We start from the raw sequence: 16762 nt of genomic DNA, 5'->3' as shown, positions 1-16762 counted from the left end.
TGCAGCCTGAAAAAGTCGAAATTGAGTCTGCTGCTTACTCTTCGTCGACGGCGATGTCTTCTTCGTCGACGCTGACAGCGGCTTCTTCCTCGGCCTCAACCTCTTCGGGGTGGGCTTCGAGGGAGAACTTCTTGACCTCGACGCGGCGCAGCGGGTAAATCTGCTTCGCCTCACCGTAGATGGCCGACGAGAGACGGCCCTCGGTGACGCTGTTGATGAGGTTGTCGAAGGTGCGCTCGGTGATGGCCTCGCGCGTGAGTTCCGTCATGATGCGACGGATTTCGTGTTCCTGACTGCGGTCTGCCTTCTTCGTCGTGAAAGCGACAGGCTGGACCTGCACGCGGTAGTCGTCCTTCGTCAGGGCCGTGACGTTGGCCTCAATCTTCGAGGCACCACGGCGGACGAGACTACGGAGGTAGTCTCGAGTGAGTTCCTGCTTCGTGAACTCGGTGTAGGCAGCGTCGCTGCCGACGTCGGTCACCTGGAAGGTGAGTTTGACGTTGTTCGCACCCTGGTCGTCGTTGAGTTCGCCGAGGGTGACTTGGACGGTACGGCCGTAGACCTTCTCGGGTTCGTCGGCGACTGTCTCGCCGAGTTCCTTCCGGTCAAAATTCTCGGGAGCGATGACGGTGTACCATCGCTTTCCGCGCTTCTGCTTGGAGACTGATCGTTCACTCATGGTTAGTGTCTGTGTGCGTTCGTGTAGCGTCGATAACGGTCTGTGCGACCGTTACGTTGACGACGTAATCGTCGACCGTGGACTGGAGTCCGCCGGTCGAGTCGCGTTCGATTGTGGTGATGAGTTCGTCCCCCTCGACTGTCGTGTCCATCGAGTCCGTGTTGTCCGGGGTGAGCGCCGCGGCGAGTGCCGCGGGGTCGTCGTGGGTGGTCCGCAGGGTCGCACGCCGGGTCATCGGCGCACCTCCCTGACGGCCGCGACGACATCCGCGGAGTCCACCGCGGGGTCGAACGTGATGGTCGCTTCCTGCTTCGACCCTGTTGCGGACGCGTCGCCCAGTTCGGTCGCGGCAGCGGCGAGTTGCTCGTCCAGTCCGGCGGGACCGGTCGAGACGAGTGCCGCAGCACCGGCCCCGACTGCGAGTACAGTCGGTTCCGGCGACCGGAAGTCGCGGGCGAGGCGCGCGACGGTTGCGAGTCGTCCCGGAGACGAGAGGTCGCACGAGAGCACGTAGAGGCTCTCGTAGCGCCCCGTCGATGCCTCGCGGAGCGCCGCGTGCGTCGCTTGTGCGTGGTCGCGCCACGCGTCCAGCGCCGTCTCGCGCACGTCGTGTCCGAGCGCGAGCGCGACGGCGGTTCCCGGCGCTTCCTTGACGGTCGCATCGAGCACGTCGGCGAAGCCGCCAACGGTTTCGAAGGGACCGTCCGGAGTCGCATGCGGGTGTAGAGCGCGCTCGACGGCGGTCGTCGCGCGCGGTGTCGCCTCGCCGCCAGTCGCTTCGATAGCGACGAGAGAAGCGACCCGGCGGTGTGCGTCCGCGTCGAGTTCGGCCGGAAGCGACAGTTCGGCGAGCATCGCCTGTGCTGCCTCTCGGTCGGCCGAAACGGGCGCGTGAACCAGCGTCGAGTGCGCGATCCCGTCTGCGAGATCGCCCGTCGGGACGGCCACGCCGGGGCGCGACTCGATACCAGCGCCGGTCGCTGCGTCCATAAGCTCGGAATCATCCTCCGGAGACACACCGGCGGCATGGAGGCCAGCCAATGCGACCGCCGGGTCGGGGTCGACACCGAGTTCTCGGGTGACGGAGACGGCATCCCGCGGGTCGAGTTCGAGGTCACGATCGGTTTCCGACAGCCCCACTGCAACCGCAACGTCGTCGTTTGCGGCGGGTTCGGGGGCGTCGGTCGCCCGAATTCGGAAGGGGATATTGCGTGTCCTGAGCGCCCGCCCGAGGACGCCCGCGGCGGCGACGGCGGCACCGCTGGCGTACACGCGGAGACGAACGAACGTCGCCTCGCGGAGTACCGCGGCAGCGTCAGCGGCAGGCGTCTGTTCGGCGGGGCTCATGGACATCTACTTACTGTTCGAGGAGTTCGACGGCGACGTCGTAGCTGTACGTGAAGTCCTCGTCGAGCTTGTCGCCACGGTAGTAGGCGACCAGACGGCGAATCTTGGACTCCGTGTTCTGGAGTGCGCGACGGTTGGACTTGTCCTGACGGTTCTCCTCCATGTGGTCGCGGAGGCGGACGGCGCGCTCCATCAGGTTCTTGAGGTCCTCGGGGAGTTCGGGTTCGGCGTCGTTCTCCTCGAGGATGGTGGTGACTTTCTTGCCGGTCGCGAGCTTGACGTCCGGGACGGGAACGCCCTTGACGCCTTCGTCGCGCAGGGCAAGCCCGATCTGGCTCGGGTCCTTCCCCTGTTCGGCAAGTTCGACGACGCGCGCTTCGATGTCTTCTGCGTCGACTTCACTCCACTCCGGTGCTTCGTCTGCCACGGGCTTGTCCGAACCGGACGAGCCACGTCGGCGGGTGTGCATTCGTGCCATTGTTGCGGGTTGGAACCGCACTGACCGCAGAAACGAGTACCCCGCAGTCGCACTGGCGACTGCTGGGGCACTACCGCAATCCCAAGCCCAAACTGGGCGAGTCAGATTTACGGCCGTGCTGGATTCCCGTGCGACACTCCTCGTGCAGAGCCTTAAACGGTTTCGACTCGCCCCCGAGCCGAATCGAAGGGCTTCTAAACAGGTGGCGGCTACGAGGGAGTGCGGGCTCGTAGATCAGGGGTAGATCACTCCCTTGGCATGGGAGAGGCCCCGGGTTCAAATCCCGGCGAGTCCACTCACTTCCTTTCGGTCGTTTCACTCCCTCCAGTCGTTCGTGGACTCGCCGTAGTCCCACTCGCTTACGCTCGCGGGACTCCCGGCGAGTCCATTTCTGAACGCAGTGAAGAAATTGACGAGCCGAGCGCTCTTCTTCGCTCAGGTCGAACACCACACACCACCTCATTACTCTCCGCTTCTAACTCGACAATATCCGTACTCGCCACCGTGACAGAAACAATAGATGAATCCAGAATTGACCCAACTGCGTTGAAAAGCGGGCCTTGTACCATCATTAAATACACAATAGTTGTCAATAATCCCATAGCCGATAGTCTCTAACTTGTCAGCGATCAAAATTAACAACTTTTTAATCCGAAATGGGACACTTCCGTTGAGAGAACGAGAGCAGAAGTTGAAACTCAGGCAATTCGCTCAGATCCTGCCGTGCAGGTCTATAGGATAATTGAATCGCAATACTGCGACGGGATAGCGGCGTCTGAGAGGTGCGTGAAGCGGTGTGAGGAAGTCGCGATAAGACGCTCACTCGCCGCGGCCTGTCAACGTTGAGAGTGGGGCCTACAGAACACTACGGACTCACCCGCTGTGTCCGGTGTCGATTAAACCGATTCGACGCGCATCTATCAGGATGAGTGGGGCGTGTTCCACGGCGTACTCTTCGCCCTTCCGCTCCGCGACCATATCTATCCAGCGGACGCATCTAATTCTGCTTCCTCACGCAGGTTGGTATATGATCGTTAATAATAACGATCGAAAATAAGGAAGTCAATAGCTAACATAACACATGTGAAATTCTGCGGAGAGGCTTAGCAATGACAGACCCAGCAATCAACCGACGAAGCGTACTGAAAACACTCGGTGCAGGTGCTGCTGGCGGCATCGCCTTCACGGGAGCCGTGTCGGGTAGTCCTAAGAACAACTTCGGCTATGTAGAAGATTCGACGCTCGAAGGAGCGACCGTCACACTATCTGGTCCACCATCGAGGGCGAAGGTCTTCTGTGACGCTGGTGGAAGCGAATCCCGAATCAAGACAGAGGTTTGGGAAGTAGATGGGTTCGATGACCCGCTTTATCTCATCCCAAGCGGGTACAACGAGGGTGATATGGTTGAGGTTGGAAGTGTTTTCACCTCCTGCACGAGAAATGACGATATTAAAGGCGAGGTGTCCGTAACGAAAGTATAGGGCGTAACAAACGAGGCGGGGACGACCCCGGACCACACAGTCGATTGGGAAAGTGAGTTCAAATCCCTTCGATTTCCTTTGGTAGAATTCTCGAACAAAATATCGGGTCTGTCGAAAGCTCTCTTATCAACACCCTCAATTCTGACCGGCGGAGCCTATCGTATTCTGCGAGACGACATACACGAGGTGGTCGGCGAACCCCAACCGAGTGACTTGATGCCCATCTGCGCCGCGGTCCACCACCGACCGCGGGGTGGGATGCGACCGAGTACTCGGTATCCAAGTCCGTCGCAGTATCACGGTTCTCGCCGCCAGGCAATCGACTGACATCCGCTCGACATCCTTCGTGTAGTTGCACACGCTGGCGGGCGGGCCTCCACCTCACGACTCCCTTTGAACGGCTGGTTGTCGTTCGCTCCGACTGGGCCTCGCCCAGTCTGGTTCCTCCCAGTGGACGTGGTTCAGGTGAGCGTCTGTCCACGATACCACTCGGAGTACCGACCGCGGGAGTGTCTCGCAGCCGTCCGACGATTCGAAGCCCTTATTTATTCGACCGCGGAATGAGAAGATGCGTTAGCGGGCTCGTAGATCAGGGGTAGATCACTCCCTTGGCATGGGAGAGGCCCCGGGTTCAAATCCCGGCGAGTCCACTCACTTCCTTTCGGTCGTTTCACTCCCTCCAGTCGTTCGTAGACTCGCCGTAGTCCCACTCGCTTACGCTCGCGGGACTCCCGGCGAGTCCATTTCTGAACGCAGTGAAGAAATTGACGAGCCGAGCGCTCGCTCTGCGAGCGCGTGGATTTGAAGCCCTGAAAGTCGCGCACAGCGAACGGAGTGAGCGAGCACGTCTTTCTCTGGGTTCAAATCCCGTGAACTTCGTTCACGACCTTCGCAAACCGCCGGTTTGCTCAGTCCCGGCGAGTCCACTCACTTCCTTCCGTCGCTTCGCTCCGTCAGTCGTTCGTGGACTCGCCGTAGTCCCACTCGCTTACGCTCGCGGGACTCCCGGCGAGTCATCAATTGCTGTCGATACTACCGGCGAGCGAAGTGAGCCGCGTATATCGACTGTATTCTGTTGGGAATAGCGTAAGTCCTCATACGTTCTCATGTGGCAGAATCACGAACTATTGAAAGCACCGTGCGAGAGACAGAAGATAGATTCAGCAAGACTAGTGGTGTGGCGGTGATGGAAGCGGATCCCACTCCTCGTTGTGGTTAAACGGGGCGAACACGCCTTCTGGGTTATCGAAGTGAACCCACGCATGAAGTGTCCACCAGTCCCGGTGGGGGCCGATGACGAAGTCGACGATTCTCGTCTCCGGGTCGTCTCCGGGCTGATGGCCCCAGTTAACCGTCAGTTCGTCCCCGGCCTCGAGACCTGGAACCTCGGGCGGGAACAGCGGGCTCTCGTCGCTGAGTTCCGCCCAGTTGTCGTTGGTCAGTAACTCGTCGACGCTCAGCGTCGACCGGTCGTCCTGAACCCCGTTCCCGTTCGCGAACACGTGCTGTGCGCTGTGGTGGGGATGCCACCCGTCCGATTCACTCGTATCCAAGCCTTCTCCCTCGTCGTTGAACACGTCCGGTTTGTCGTCGTCCAGCGGGACGATGTACTCGACGGAGCCGAGTGTCCGTTCGAGATTGTAGGTGAGCCCCTGGGGGTGGCGGATATTGGTTCCACCTCTCTCCGCCTGTTTGATTCGCTTGAAGTTCACCAGGTGGAACCCCATATCGGGCACGTACGGGCCCATAATTTCGTAGCCGTTGGCCAACGCTTTGCCGATGTCCCTGTATTTCGCAGTCGCGTTCGTCACCGAGCGTACCTGCACGTCGTACGGTTCCTCACTCGCAGTGACCGCCCCGACACTGGTAAGGCCGCCGAGCAGACCTGCCCCGGTTAGTTTCAGTACCGTTCGTCTGGTCTGTCGTGGTAGAGTCATTAGTTTGTGTCTCAGTTAGGCTGGAGCCGCTTCGACGGCTCCCCATTCGTTCTTTCTCTGGCTACCGCATACCGACATATTCTGCCGTATGAAATGGTAATGCGCTTTCTAATTCGGAGTAATCGTTGCTGCGTGTCTGGTAGATTTAATTCCAACTTATATTGGTGGAAAAAATACTTGTGAAGAGTTGTATGACATCCTTCCTATGACCCAGAGTGCCGCTGGCTCCGAGCCTTCGATTGTGGTGGAACAGTCTCTCTCCCGTCACATTTCACCTTCTCAGACTGTCACGAACCCCGTGAGGTTTTGACCCGGGACTACCTAGAGTATCGTAATGAGTCGCCCGCGCGTCCCGTGGCTCTATCGCGTCGTTCGAGACCGGTCGGGACAGACATCGCCGCTCGCCGTTATCCTCATTCTCGGCATCACCGTGCTCGGGACGACAGCCGTCGTCACACTCGGCGGAGCTGCACTCGACGAGACGAAGCAGGCGTCGAACGCCGCCCGCGCCGAGCACGCGATGACGCTTTTCGACTCCAAAATGGCGATTACTGCGCTCGGAGACTCGCAGTCACAGGCGGTCGAACTCGGGGGGTCGGGAGACGGCCAGTACATCGTCCGCGACGACACCACGCGGCTCATCATCACCCACAAAAACTACGACGAGTTCGGCTCCGAGGAGGAGATATACAACGAGACGCTCGGAAGCATCGAGTATCGCGACGGCGACGTGACTATCGCCTACGAGGGTGGCGGCGTCTGGCGAACGCAGGACAACGGAACGTCCATGATTTCTCCGCCGGAGTTCCACTATCGCGGCGCGACGTTGACGCTCCCCCTCATTCAGGTGACGGGGAAGGGTGGCTCGGGACGAAACGCCGTTGCCGACATCACCGAACTCAAACAGGCCGACCCGGTCTATCCGAATTCGAGCGTTAGCTACGCGAACACCTCGACGAACTACGTAAACCCGGTTCGGAACGGAACGGTCGAGGTGACAGTCGAAAGCCCGCAGTACCGCGGCTGGGCGCAGTTCTTCGACGATAGGACCGAGGGGAACATCACCGTCTACCACTCCAATCAGTCCGTCAGCGTCGAGTTAGAGACGCTCGGCCTCGTCGGCGAGTTCGCAATGCCGAACGAGGGGAACTCGATTAACGTCCGCGGGATGGCCGGAGACCACAACGTCAGCGAGTACACGCTGAATCTGACCGCCGGCCCTCACTTCCAGAACATGCACTGGTCGATGTACTACGACGGGCCGGACGAGGACATCGAGTTCCACATCTACTCCGACGGAAAGTGCAAGAATAACGGGGACTTCAACGGCGATATCGACATCAGCATCTACTACAGCAACCAGTCGGGCACCTATCAGGGGTGGCAAAAGTCGAATATCGACCCCGAGGCGAATTCGGATATCAGCGTTGATTGTAGCACGGACCCCGGCACGCTCAGTGTGAACCTCACGGGCACCAACACCGACCTCACGTACGGCGACATCGACATGACCGGGAGCGACAACAAGTGGTACTTCGGTCCCGAAATCAAGAGTACGAGCGCCCGTTCGTCTGTCACGTTCGACCAGCATCCCAGTGACAGCGGCACGACGTACACCGCTGGCGACCAGCAGACGATGGACTTCCTCACAAACCACTACCTCTCTCTTATGTCCCCGCGGTTCGAACTCACTGTGACCGACGGACCGGGCGGGAGTGAGCGCGTCGACGAAAGAGCATCCAGCGGGGCGCTCGTCTACGACCAGGCGGAAGGCGGACGCTTCATCACGTTCCTGCACGTCACTGAAAACCGCGTGCAGGTGCGCGTCTACTGACGCCTTTTCTGCCCGTCGCAACTTCGTCGTCTCAGTCCACGAACGACACGTCTAACCCGGTTTTGGCGACGCGCACGTCGTCGACGCCCGTAAGCTGACACGTGGTGAACGAGCTATTGACCAGCGAGCAACTGTCTACGTCGTCGTACGTCTCTAACTCGTTCTTCCAGAGCGACGCTCGCGGCGACGAGACGTTGATTGTCACGGTGTATGGGCCGTTCGTCCGAACGGTCGTCAGTTTCGACGTGGAGCGACTGGCGCGAACGAGGAACGTTCCCGACCCACCGACAGAGGAGACTGCTCCCGTCGCCCGCCGGACCTCGAAGGCCGAGACGAGCACCGAGTCCGAGCGGAGCGTAAACGACGGGTGCTGGACGAACGTCATCGCGTCGTCGGTGCCTCTGAAGACGGCACCGTAGGAGTAGATAATTCGCTCGTCTGAGCTACCTGCGGTGTACACGAGCGGTCTCGTGGTCGTCACGTTCGTCCCGTTCTTGCCGTTTCCTTCCCACCTGACGGAAAGCGAGACTGGCTCACCGAACGCCAGTCTGGCGTCTGCCAGTTTTATCTCGGTCGCCCGACTCGGGGCACCGCGTCTGGAGATATCGTCCATGTTGTCGTCGAGGATGTCGAAGGCACGCTCGGCGTTGTTGATGCGCTCGACATCGCGTGTGTCCTGCAGACCGCCCATCCCGACTGCGGTGACGACGGCCACCGTCGAGAGGACGAGCGAGAACACGAAGATGAATCCAAGCGTGTCGCTCACGGCGCGGCGGTCGGTCATTTGGACACCTCCAACCGGGTGCCGTCGTACTCGACGAGAACGTCTCCACCATCGACCGACCCGCTCGCAATCTGCGTCTGGTTTACGAACGGGACGCGGACGGTCACTTTGGGGTCCGCCGATTCTAAGACGAGGTGGCTCCGGCCGCTTGCGTCGGGGTCGATTGTAATCCGGTATGTCGTTCCGGCGACCTGAGACGGCAGTTCGAGTCGACTCGAGACGCTCACGGTCGTCTGGTCGTCAGTCGCCGCGGCGACGCGGTCGCCAGCCTCGATGTTCGCGGCGAGTCGTTGGCCGACGACCTCCAGTTCGGTCCGGGTCACGCGTTCGCGTTCGTCGGCGACGAATCCCCCTGCTGCGACCATCAGCCCAGAGATGAGAATCGTCGTAATCGTGAGCGTGAGGACGTATCCGAGCGTCGTCGACGCGGCACGCGTGGTCATTCTATTTCACCCGGTGCGAGCCGAACTTCCTTTTCGACGACTGTTTCGTCGGTACTGAAGCGGAACGTCACGTTCGCGTCGTATATCGCCTCCTGTGCGACGGGCCACGACCCGCTTCCGGCCCCTGCGTAGTTCGGGCCGCTAACCAGCGTCGAGAGTGCCGTGTTCTTGTTCGTCATGTAAAATTCGTACGTGCCGGTGGCGTCGTCGCCGTTCTCGAAGATGACGTACACGTCGCCGCCGAGTTTCTCGTGTACCGTATCCAGCGGGAGACACCGCTGTGTGCCAACTGTTCCGCCGGTCACGTCGACGACGAGCGACTCGTCGACGCCTTTCGGTTCGACCGCGCAGGACCCGATGACGCCGGTGTCGTCTTCGACAGTCACGACGATGTTCGTCCCGTCGTCGTGCATCGATATCTCGACAGCGTCGCTGAGAACCCCGTCGTCGTCGAGGATGAGACGGAACGCGTCGCCCGAGTTCCCCGCGAGCGAGGTTCGAGAGACGTTGAATCGGATGTTTCTGACTTCCTCGTTGGAGACGGCACTCCACGTGCTCGCACCGGTTTCGTTCGTGTAATTTCGGGTCGAATTCGCCTGATAGACTCGCGTCCCGTTCGTCTTCGTCCCGGTGTACGAGGCGTCGACCGACCGGTCGTAGACGGCACTCAGCGATGCCGCCTCGACGCTCCAGTTCCCGAGCGACGACTGGAACTGCGGTTCGATTGTCGTGATACCACCACCCGCTCTGTTCGCGGCGTCCAACAGTTCACCGCCACCGGCAACGAGCGACTGCTGGAACGAGACGGCGTCGTCGAGTTGGGTGTCGGTCGTCCGCGTCGCCACGTTCTCGGTGTAGATTGCGGTGTTGAGCGTCAAGGCGAGACCGACGAGTAACACGGCGATGGTAAGCGCCGTGACGAGAAACAACTGTCCGCGGTCGTCGTTTCCGAACCGGTCCCACAGCGTCACATCCGCCATACGACCACCTCCACTTCGACCGGTGCCCACATCGGCCCAGGGCTTCGGTCGCTCACGTAGAACGACGTGTCCGCATTGCTCTCGACCACACTGAGGTTGTCCCCCGTTGGAACCGCCGTGCCGTCGATTGGCTCGTGGAGTTCGTCGCTGTCGGAGAGGGTGACGAGTGTCGATGCGGAGACGGCGTGGTCGCTGGGCGACCCCATGTAGACGAGCGTCTTCGCCCGTCTGCTCTTGTCGCCTTCGAAGAAGTTGATGTAGACGTTGAATGCGATACCGCGGTCGAGGAACGTCTTGTTCAGCATCGCTCCGAATGCGGTTGGCGGGCCGCCGCTGACAAACTGGTCTTCTTCGCCGACGGCGTAGAAGGTCTCACCAGACCCGTTGTAGAGAAGCACCGTGCGTTCGAGCGTCCCGTTCTCGGCCGCGGCGTCGAGAAGTCCCTGTGCAACGGACGCCTGTTGGTTCTCGATGTGCTGACTCGACGTACTGGCGGTCAGCGGCGTCACGGCGGTTACCTGGAGTGCGAACGTGACACTCGCGAGGAGAACCGTCGCGGCGACGAACGCTTCGAGCGCGTGTGCTTGACCGCGTGCCATCGCTACCACACCCTCACGAGCAGTTGGTGGACCGTCCCGTCGAGAAGGACGGTCCGCCGGGCGGTAATCACCCGACCACTCGACGGCACGGGGTCGCCGCGAGTTTCGACGGCGGTTCCGCCTTCGAGGAGCGTGACATTCACCTCGTACCGGTCGCCGACACCAACCGCCTCTCCGAGTGTGCCTGTTCTGTACTGACAGTCCGCGGGCGGTGTCGCGTTGTCGAAGAACCCGTCGACACACTCCGCTGAGAGAACGGTCCGCTCGCCCGACTCTGAGAGCATGCCCCCTGTGAGTTGGTCGGCGGCGCGGTTGGCGACGAGCGGGCGGTCCTGCGTGTCGTCGAACGGTTGGACGACCTGCGGAATCGTGCCGACGACCCACGCGACGGCGAGAAGGAAGATACCGACGCCGATGGCGTAGTCGATGGTCGTCTGTGCGCGAGTGCGTTGTCGCTCGCGTCCCGAAGAACGGTCACGACGGCGCATCACCCGACCACCGTCCACACGCCCAGCGCGAGCGTCTGCAGGATGACGACGAACTTGACGCCCGCCAGCAGGTCGGCGTTTCGGATGTATCCGCTGATGAATCCCGAGAGCATCGCCTGAATGGTGACGGCGTGGAAGAACAGAAGCGAGAGCAAGTCGGAGTCGATGGCACCCCCGAAACTCGGGCCACCGCTGACGCCGCCGCCGGACCCCGCCGCCTGCGAGGTGAGTCCGGACATCACGTCGAGGAACTGCGTCTTCAGGATGGCCATCACCGCCAACAGCGTCACGTAGGTCATGAGGATAATCGCAACCTGCATACGCGTTCGGGAGATGCGCTCGCGCTCGATGTCGTCTTGATTTTCAGAGGTTTGGGCTGCGGTCGTCAGCACCTCCGTAATCTGGCTCGACGCCTCCTGTGCCTTCGTGATGAGCTTCACCGTGCGGGCGAGACGCGGAATGTGGTACTTGTTGTTGAACTCGATGAGCGCCTCCCTGAGGCTCATTCCGTAGTGAACCTTCGCGTGCATCACGTCGAACTCGTCGGCGAGTTTCCCCGACGACGTTTCCGAGACGGTCTTGATAGACTCGAGGAGCGTCTGGCCCGTGTCGTTCGCGCTCGAAAGCTTCCGGAGGTTGTCGGAGAGTTTCCCCGTGATGGCTGTCCGCGAGTGGACGTTCCACTCGTGGAAGACGGTAAGCGGGGTTGCGACGAGATACACCGGAACGTAGAACCAGATGAACGTCCCCCAGACGGGTCGGCCGACCATCCCTTCCCACGTCGTCGGCGCGGCCCCACCGACCGCCGCGACGGCGACGATGACCGTCGCAGTCGGCACCGTAAGGGCCAACGTGAACACCGGGTGTTGCTTGAAGAAGACGTGTGGCCGCCGAAGCAACTGCTTCGTCTTGAACGTCCCTTCGCGGTTTTTGATGCGTGAGAAGATACTGAACTCGCCGATGTAGGATTCGATAAGCCCCATGTGGACGAGCCCCTCCCGCTGTGATTCTTCGAGTCTGTCGCTCCCGCCACCGGGGGCGAGGTATCCGTCGCCGATTTCGTCCTGTTTGACCGTCGAGACGAGGACGAGGAACCCGACGCCCGTCAGCGGGATGAGACCGTAGACGGTCGCATAGAGGAGTTCCTGCTGTGCCTTGCCGAGCATGCTCATGATGACGAGGATGATGATGAGAAGCAGCGGGAACAACGAGAGCGTCATGTACATCTCGCCGAACAACTCCATCGTGTCCAGCGTCTGTTCTTGCTGTTGTTTGGCGGTTCGGAGGTGCTTGTCCTTTTTGTCGTCGAGGAAGCTCTCCATGTCGCCACCGGAGTTGACGATAGAGAGCATGTCCGTGAGGAACTGCGAGAGTTCGTTCGAGGGCGTGATGAGCGCCTGCTGGCGAATCGCGTTCCGGTAGTCGGTCCCGAAATACTCCGTCTCTTGGACGATGCTCTGGAACTCGCGGGAGACTTCGCCATAGGTGTCGTCAGCCCGCGCCATCGCCTCCAGAATTTCGAGTTGGTTCAGCCCACCGACCGAGAGGGCGTACATAAAGGAGATGGCGTCCGACAGAAGCATGTTAATCTCGCGTTTCCGCGCCGACGCGGTCGAGTAGGGTATCGCAACGAGCGTCCCGAATCCAAGCCCGAATCCGAGCGTGCCGAAGACGATGCCCGAGATGATGACCGCCGCGGGCATGGCGAGCGAGCGAAGGAGATTCGCGGTCGATTCGCTCGCAACCGGAATACCGAGGCTCAACTCCGACGCCGAGAGGAATCCCAGCGCGAAGATACCGTACCCGACGAGCATTCCGACGAGCCACAGTACCAGCCCGACGATGACGCCGACGGCGAGCGCCCGCGAGAGATACAACTCGACGGTGTCTGGCATCCGGGCCTGCTTGAGTTTCTCTTCGATGTCGGAGACGAACTCGCCGTCCTCGTCGAACAGAATCTTGAACAGCGGATAGAAGGCGTCCCCGAGCGTGTCGGTGCTTCTGTCGAGACCCGACGAGGGGTTTGCGTCGAGGTTGCTCATCTACTCACCTGCCTCGTCGTCGTCCGACTCCGACTCGTCCGGGTCCGACCCCTCAGCTGTGTCCGACGCTGACTCTCCAACCGCATCCGACTCCTCAGCCGCATCCGGGTCCGACTCCGACCTGTCCGAGGAAGGGGTGTCGGTCTCTGCGACTTCGAACCCACCCCAGACCTCGTCCGTTTCGGCGTTCTCGGAGTCGTCGCCGTCTTCGGTCGGTTCTGACTCGCCTCCGTCTGCGGTGGACGCTGATTCGGTACTGTCCGCAGTCACGTCTGGGTCGTTCGCATCTTCGCCTGCCCCGGACTCTGCACCTACATCCCTCTCCGACTCGCCGGGACGACTGCTCGGTGCCGGTTCCTCGACGCCGAACGCGCCAAAGAACTCTTCGAGGTCGATGTCGTCGCGAGCATCGAGATTGGGGAAATTAGTGTCATCCGACACGTTGGTTCCGAAACCACTGGTCGCGTCGGTCAACTCGCTGCTTTCGAGGGCGTCCCACAGGTCGGCCGCGTCGTCGCCGCCTGCATCGTCGTCGCGTCCCGCTTCGAGCGCGGGCGTCTCCGACTCCCCTTCGAGAGACGACGGCCCATCGTCTTCATCGAGCGCGGGTGTCTCGTCACCGGGGTCGAGTTCGTTCCGTTCGGTTCCCTCGTCGAGTGCGGGCGCATCGAGACGGTCCTCGTGCGAGTCGAATCCAGCACCCTCGCCCGGTTCGGCCTCGACATCGGGTTCGCTCCGCATGTGGGAGAGGGCTTCTGCGACTTCGCCCACGTCTCGGTCGCGGTAGTCGGGGAAGAGTTCCTCTTCGGCCCGCGCGAGGATTCGCTTGGCGAGTTCCCTGACGTGCGCCGGTGGGTCGGGACGGGGGACCATCTCCTCGCTTTCGGGGTCGATGTCGATGTGGACCGACTCCATCTCTCGGAGGTCTTCGAGACTCCGTTCGAGGTCATCGGTCGCCATCAGGCCGAGGATGGTGTCCTGGTCGTTGATGAACGCCTGGAACGTCGCGGCGACCTGCGTGTACGTGTTGAGGCCGCGGTCGATGAGGTACGCGAGGATGACCTGTCGCTTGAACATCTCCAAGTCGAGCGTCTCCTGGTCCCACCCGCGGTCGAACTTGATTTCTTCGAGTGTGTTCGACGACCCCATCTGGAGGAACTCGTCGGACTCGGCTTGCCACTGGTAGATGTCCTGAACGTTGATTTCGTCGTTTTCGGGGTCGTAGTGGTTGATTTCGGTGAGCGACTTGTTCCGACGAACCTTGTTGCCGCCGACCCGTGTCGAGGTCTGAATCGATACGAGGTCGAGGGCCGTGAACATCGTCTTCGAGACGTTGATGGGTGCCGTCGTAAAGCGCTTGAGAACCTCGCCGACGGAGTCGGCGTGGAACGTCGTGTACGTGGTGTGACCCGTCGACATGACCTGGAAGAGCGTCCGCCCTTCCTCACCGCGAATCTCGCCCATGACGATGTAGTCAGGGCGCTGTCGGAGGGCCGCTTCGAGCAGGTCGAACTCGTCTACGTCGCCTTTGTCGTCGTCCGCGAACGAGGGGCGCGTGACCGACGCAATCCAGTTTCGCTGCGGAAGTTCGACTTCGCGCGTGTCCTCGATGGAGACGATTTTCGTGTTCGACGGGATGAAAAGCGACACCGCGTTGAGCGACGTGGTCTTCCCGGACGCGGTACCCCCGGCGAAGATGAGGCTCTTGTCGTTCTCGATACAGAGCCACAGGAACGCCATCTCCTCCAGCGAGAAGGTCGACCAGTTGATGAGGTCGATAGGCGTGAACGGAACGTCCTTGAACTGACGGATGGTGTAGTTCGTCCCGTGGTCGGACACTTCGCGTCCGAGGGTCAACTGGGCGCGCGACCCGTCTGAGAGCGTCGCGTCGACCTGCGGCCGTCGTTTCGAGATACCTTTCCCGGACCGCTGTGCGAGTTTCACGACGAAGTCGTCGAGTTCCGTCTCGCCGTGGTAGACGTTCGAAATGATCTGTTCGTAGTCAGAGTGGTAGACGAACACCGGCGAGTTGTAGCCGTCACACGAGATGTCCTCGACGTTGATGTCGTGTTTGATGCCGTCGATTCGCTCGTAGCCGATGAAGTCCCGACGAAGGTAGTACTGAATTTTCTTGACCTGATAGTCGGTGAGTTCCGCGGTGTCGTCCGCGAGAACCGCCGGTTCGGGACGGGCGGCGATGCCTTCGATTCCACCGAGCGGTTCGGCACTGCGACGACGGGCGGGGCGCTGTCCGAAGAGTTCGCCGAAGCCGAGTCGGTCGGCCACGCCGCCGAGAAATGGGGTGCCGGTGTCAGATGGAGTCCCAGCGTCTGATGGGGTTCCGGCGTCTGATGGGGCACCAGTGTCTGCCTCCACGGTTGCGTCTGCGTCGGTGTCGCTTCCGCCGAACAGTCCACCGAGGCCGAGTCGGTCTGCGAGGCCGCCCCCACCGTGTTCTGCACCAGTTGCCGAGTCAGTACTCTCGACGGGAGGCACATCGTAGAGGTCGTACCGCGAGAGCAGTTCGTACGTCTGCGTTTCGATGACGTGGCCGCGGTTGTCCTCGCCGCTGCTGCCGCCGACGAGTCCTTCTTCGCCGTATTTGATGGCGGTTCGGAGTTTTCCAGTGAGGAACTCCGTCAGGTCGTCTTCGATGCGGTTGAGGTACGGTTCGACGACGTAGTACTTCTTCTCGTTTTCCTTGATGGAGTGGAAGATGATGACGAACGCATAGGGCTTGTTCACCCAGTAGCGTTCGACTTCTCTGAAGTGCGTCTTCTTCTCCAGCGGGACGGCCTTTTCGAGGTCGTAGCGGTTTGCGAACGTCGTCGTTCCGTCCGCGCTGGAGAAGAACTCGTCTTCGTCGAAATCCTCCTTGATGTCGACGGTTCGTTCGTCTACGACGTCGTCGAGTTCGGCCGCTCGTTGTCCGCCGCGGGCGAGCGCGTTCTCGATGACCGACGGGTCGAAACCAAGCGCGTCTTTGCTGTCGAACGGGACGATGTCCCCCTCGGCATCGCGCGGCCGTGACCCGTCGTCTTCGTAGTAGTACTCGCGCTTGTAGTGCTCCCACATCCACTCGTCTTTGACGACGGGTGTGGTCTTGGGGTCACAGAACGCCTCGAACTGTTCGTGGATATCCTTCGCGTGTGCACCCCGCTTGCCGACGAAGTCGCGAACGTCGACCGGGTGACACTCGAGATACGACTCGGGGTCGAGGCTGACTTCCGCCCAGTCGTCGCGGGTGGGTGTCGGTACCTCGCGTTCGTCGTCATCCTCCCAGCGGGAACTTCCCGGAGCGTCGGTTTGGGTGCGAGGGTCGAACCCATAGAGTGATTCGACATCGCCATCGTCGCCGAACTCGTCGAGGAAGTCGGCCCACGTGTACGCACCGACGCGGGCGTTCGACCCCTCTTGCGTTGGGTCGGCGTCGCTCCCCACAGGCGACTCCGCGTCCCCCTCCAACGCCTTGGGTTCGGCTCCATTGGCGTCCTCGGTTGCCATTGTGCTCGGGTATCCGGGGTGATGGAAAAGTCTTTTCCTCAGATAATTCACAATTTAAATCCATTTAAGTGTCTTTTTTATAACCATTTATGTGGCCTGCTGAGCGAGAAATCCGCTTATTTCACCCATTTAATCGGCAATTAATCGGGGGAGACAGGAAACGTTC

14 protein-coding genes and 2 tRNA genes are annotated in these 16762 nt (G+C 60.9%); 4 read left to right on the top strand and 12 right to left on the bottom strand.

Translation table 11 applies throughout. The features are described 5' to 3' along the window. Nucleotides 1–34: 34 nt before the first annotated feature. Genes ACH9L7_RS07070 through ACH9L7_RS07055 form a run of 4 tightly spaced genes read right to left on the bottom strand, consistent with a single transcriptional unit; the run spans nt 35 to nt 2504 of the window. Nucleotides 35–679: a 30S ribosomal protein S3ae gene (locus ACH9L7_RS07070; protein ID WP_396613016.1), complete on the bottom strand. Its 645-nt coding sequence runs from the start codon at nt 677–679 to the stop codon at nt 35–37. Further along, the gene (locus ACH9L7_RS07065) at nt 672–914 is read right to left on the bottom strand and encodes a KEOPS complex subunit Pcc1 (RefSeq protein ID WP_396613015.1); all 243 of its coding nucleotides are present in this window, start codon (nt 912–914) and stop codon (nt 672–674) included. The genes ACH9L7_RS07070 and ACH9L7_RS07065 overlap by 8 nt, the downstream gene beginning before the upstream one ends. Further along, nucleotides 911–2032 (bottom strand): exonuclease, encoded by a 1122-nt coding sequence (locus ACH9L7_RS07060; RefSeq protein WP_396613014.1) that lies wholly within the window; start codon nt 2030–2032, stop codon nt 911–913. Before ACH9L7_RS07060 ends, ACH9L7_RS07065 begins: the two co-directional genes overlap by 4 nt. Before the next feature lie 4 nt (nt 2033–2036). Continuing rightward, nucleotides 2037–2504 carry a 30S ribosomal protein S15 gene (locus tag ACH9L7_RS07055; protein ID WP_396613013.1) on the bottom strand — a complete coding sequence of 156 codons (468 nt, stop codon included), beginning with the start codon at nt 2502–2504 and terminating at the stop codon, nt 2037–2039. Between the two features lie 223 nt (nt 2505–2727). On the opposite strand from ACH9L7_RS07055, the gene ACH9L7_RS07050 reads away from it, so the two are divergent. From ACH9L7_RS07050 to ACH9L7_RS07040, 3 genes are all read left to right on the top strand, one after another. Beyond that, a tRNA-Ala gene (locus ACH9L7_RS07050) sits at nt 2728–2799 on the top strand. 814 nt (nt 2800–3613) lie between these two features. Continuing rightward, nucleotides 3614–3985, top strand: a complete 372-nt coding sequence (locus ACH9L7_RS07045; RefSeq protein ID WP_396613012.1) for a hypothetical protein — start codon at nt 3614–3616, stop codon at nt 3983–3985. Nucleotides 3986–4563: 578 nt separating this feature from the next. Further along, nucleotides 4564–4635, top strand: a tRNA-Ala gene (locus ACH9L7_RS07040). 519 nt (nt 4636–5154) lie between these two features. Here the strand turns inward: ACH9L7_RS07040 and ACH9L7_RS07035 are convergent. Then, a complete protein-coding gene (locus tag ACH9L7_RS07035) occupies nt 5155–5922 on the bottom strand; it encodes a hypothetical protein (protein WP_396613011.1) in 768 nt (255 codons plus the stop codon). Nucleotides 5923–6256: 334 nt separating this feature from the next. On the opposite strand from ACH9L7_RS07035, the gene ACH9L7_RS07030 reads away from it, so the two are divergent. Beyond that, the gene (locus ACH9L7_RS07030; protein WP_396613010.1) at nt 6257–7756 is read left to right on the top strand and encodes a hypothetical protein; all 1500 of its coding nucleotides are present in this window, start codon (nt 6257–6259) and stop codon (nt 7754–7756) included. 31 nt (nt 7757–7787) lie between these two features. On the opposite strand, the gene ACH9L7_RS07025 is transcribed toward ACH9L7_RS07030, so the two are convergent. The 7 genes from ACH9L7_RS07025 to ACH9L7_RS06995 are packed head-to-tail and all read right to left on the bottom strand — an operon-like array spanning nt 7788 to nt 16596. Beyond that, complete coding sequence (locus ACH9L7_RS07025; protein WP_396613009.1) at nt 7788–8540, bottom strand: hypothetical protein; 753 nt, start codon at nt 8538–8540, stop codon at nt 7788–7790. Then, nucleotides 8537–8983 (bottom strand): hypothetical protein, encoded by a 447-nt coding sequence (locus ACH9L7_RS07020; protein WP_396613008.1) that lies wholly within the window; start codon nt 8981–8983, stop codon nt 8537–8539. Before ACH9L7_RS07020 ends, ACH9L7_RS07025 begins: the two co-directional genes overlap by 4 nt. Beyond that, on the bottom strand, nt 8980–9963 hold the full coding sequence (locus tag ACH9L7_RS07015) for a hypothetical protein (RefSeq protein WP_396613007.1): 984 nt from the start codon (nt 9961–9963) through the stop codon (nt 8980–8982). The genes ACH9L7_RS07020 and ACH9L7_RS07015 overlap by 4 nt, the downstream gene beginning before the upstream one ends. Then, nucleotides 9951–10571: a hypothetical protein gene (locus tag ACH9L7_RS07010; protein WP_396613006.1), complete on the bottom strand. Its 621-nt coding sequence runs from the start codon at nt 10569–10571 to the stop codon at nt 9951–9953. Before ACH9L7_RS07010 ends, ACH9L7_RS07015 begins: the two co-directional genes overlap by 13 nt. Next, the gene (locus ACH9L7_RS07005) at nt 10565–11050 is read right to left on the bottom strand and encodes a hypothetical protein (protein WP_396613005.1); all 486 of its coding nucleotides are present in this window, start codon (nt 11048–11050) and stop codon (nt 10565–10567) included. Before ACH9L7_RS07005 ends, ACH9L7_RS07010 begins: the two co-directional genes overlap by 7 nt. Next, nucleotides 11050–13092, bottom strand: a complete 2043-nt coding sequence (locus ACH9L7_RS07000; RefSeq protein WP_396613004.1) for a type II secretion system F family protein — start codon at nt 13090–13092, stop codon at nt 11050–11052. Before ACH9L7_RS07000 ends, ACH9L7_RS07005 begins: the two co-directional genes overlap by 1 nt. Beyond that, nucleotides 13093–16596, bottom strand: a complete 3504-nt coding sequence (locus tag ACH9L7_RS06995) for an ATPase, T2SS/T4P/T4SS family (RefSeq protein WP_396613003.1) — start codon at nt 16594–16596, stop codon at nt 13093–13095. It lies immediately after the preceding gene. Nucleotides 16597–16762 lie beyond the last annotated feature (166 nt).

It is taken from the genome of Haloferax sp. S1W, from assembly GCF_044593955.1.
GTDB lineage: Archaea > Halobacteriota > Halobacteria > Halobacteriales > Haloferacaceae > Haloferax.
Note: the sequence above shows the minus strand (reverse complement) of the source record. Positions and strands in the feature narration are given on the sequence as shown.

Coding starts and splice junctions, on each gene's coding strand:
- ACH9L7_RS07070 (WP_396613016.1), bottom strand. CDS start 679: ATGAGTGAACGATCAGTCTCCAAGCAGAAGCGCGGAAAGCGATGGTAC.
- ACH9L7_RS07065 (WP_396613015.1), bottom strand. CDS start 914: ATGACCCGGCGTGCGACCCTGCGGACCACCCACGACGACCCCGCGGCA.
- ACH9L7_RS07060 (WP_396613014.1), bottom strand. CDS start 2,032: ATGTCCATGAGCCCCGCCGAACAGACGCCTGCCGCTGACGCTGCCGCG.
- ACH9L7_RS07055 (WP_396613013.1), bottom strand. CDS start 2,504: ATGGCACGAATGCACACCCGCCGACGTGGCTCGTCCGGTTCGGACAAG.
- ACH9L7_RS07045 (WP_396613012.1), top strand. CDS start 3,614: ATGACAGACCCAGCAATCAACCGACGAAGCGTACTGAAAACACTCGGT.
- ACH9L7_RS07035 (WP_396613011.1), bottom strand. CDS start 5,922: ATGACTCTACCACGACAGACCAGACGAACGGTACTGAAACTAACCGGG.
- ACH9L7_RS07030 (WP_396613010.1), top strand. CDS start 6,257: ATGAGTCGCCCGCGCGTCCCGTGGCTCTATCGCGTCGTTCGAGACCGG.
- ACH9L7_RS07025 (WP_396613009.1), bottom strand. CDS start 8,540: ATGACCGACCGCCGCGCCGTGAGCGACACGCTTGGATTCATCTTCGTG.
- ACH9L7_RS07020 (WP_396613008.1), bottom strand. CDS start 8,983: ATGACCACGCGTGCCGCGTCGACGACGCTCGGATACGTCCTCACGCTC.
- ACH9L7_RS07015 (WP_396613007.1), bottom strand. CDS start 9,963: ATGGCGGATGTGACGCTGTGGGACCGGTTCGGAAACGACGACCGCGGA.
- ACH9L7_RS07005 (WP_396613005.1), bottom strand. CDS start 11,050: ATGCGCCGTCGTGACCGTTCTTCGGGACGCGAGCGACAACGCACTCGC.
- ACH9L7_RS07000 (WP_396613004.1), bottom strand. CDS start 13,092: ATGAGCAACCTCGACGCAAACCCCTCGTCGGGTCTCGACAGAAGCACC.
- ACH9L7_RS06995 (WP_396613003.1), bottom strand. CDS start 16,596: ATGGCAACCGAGGACGCCAATGGAGCCGAACCCAAGGCGTTGGAGGGG.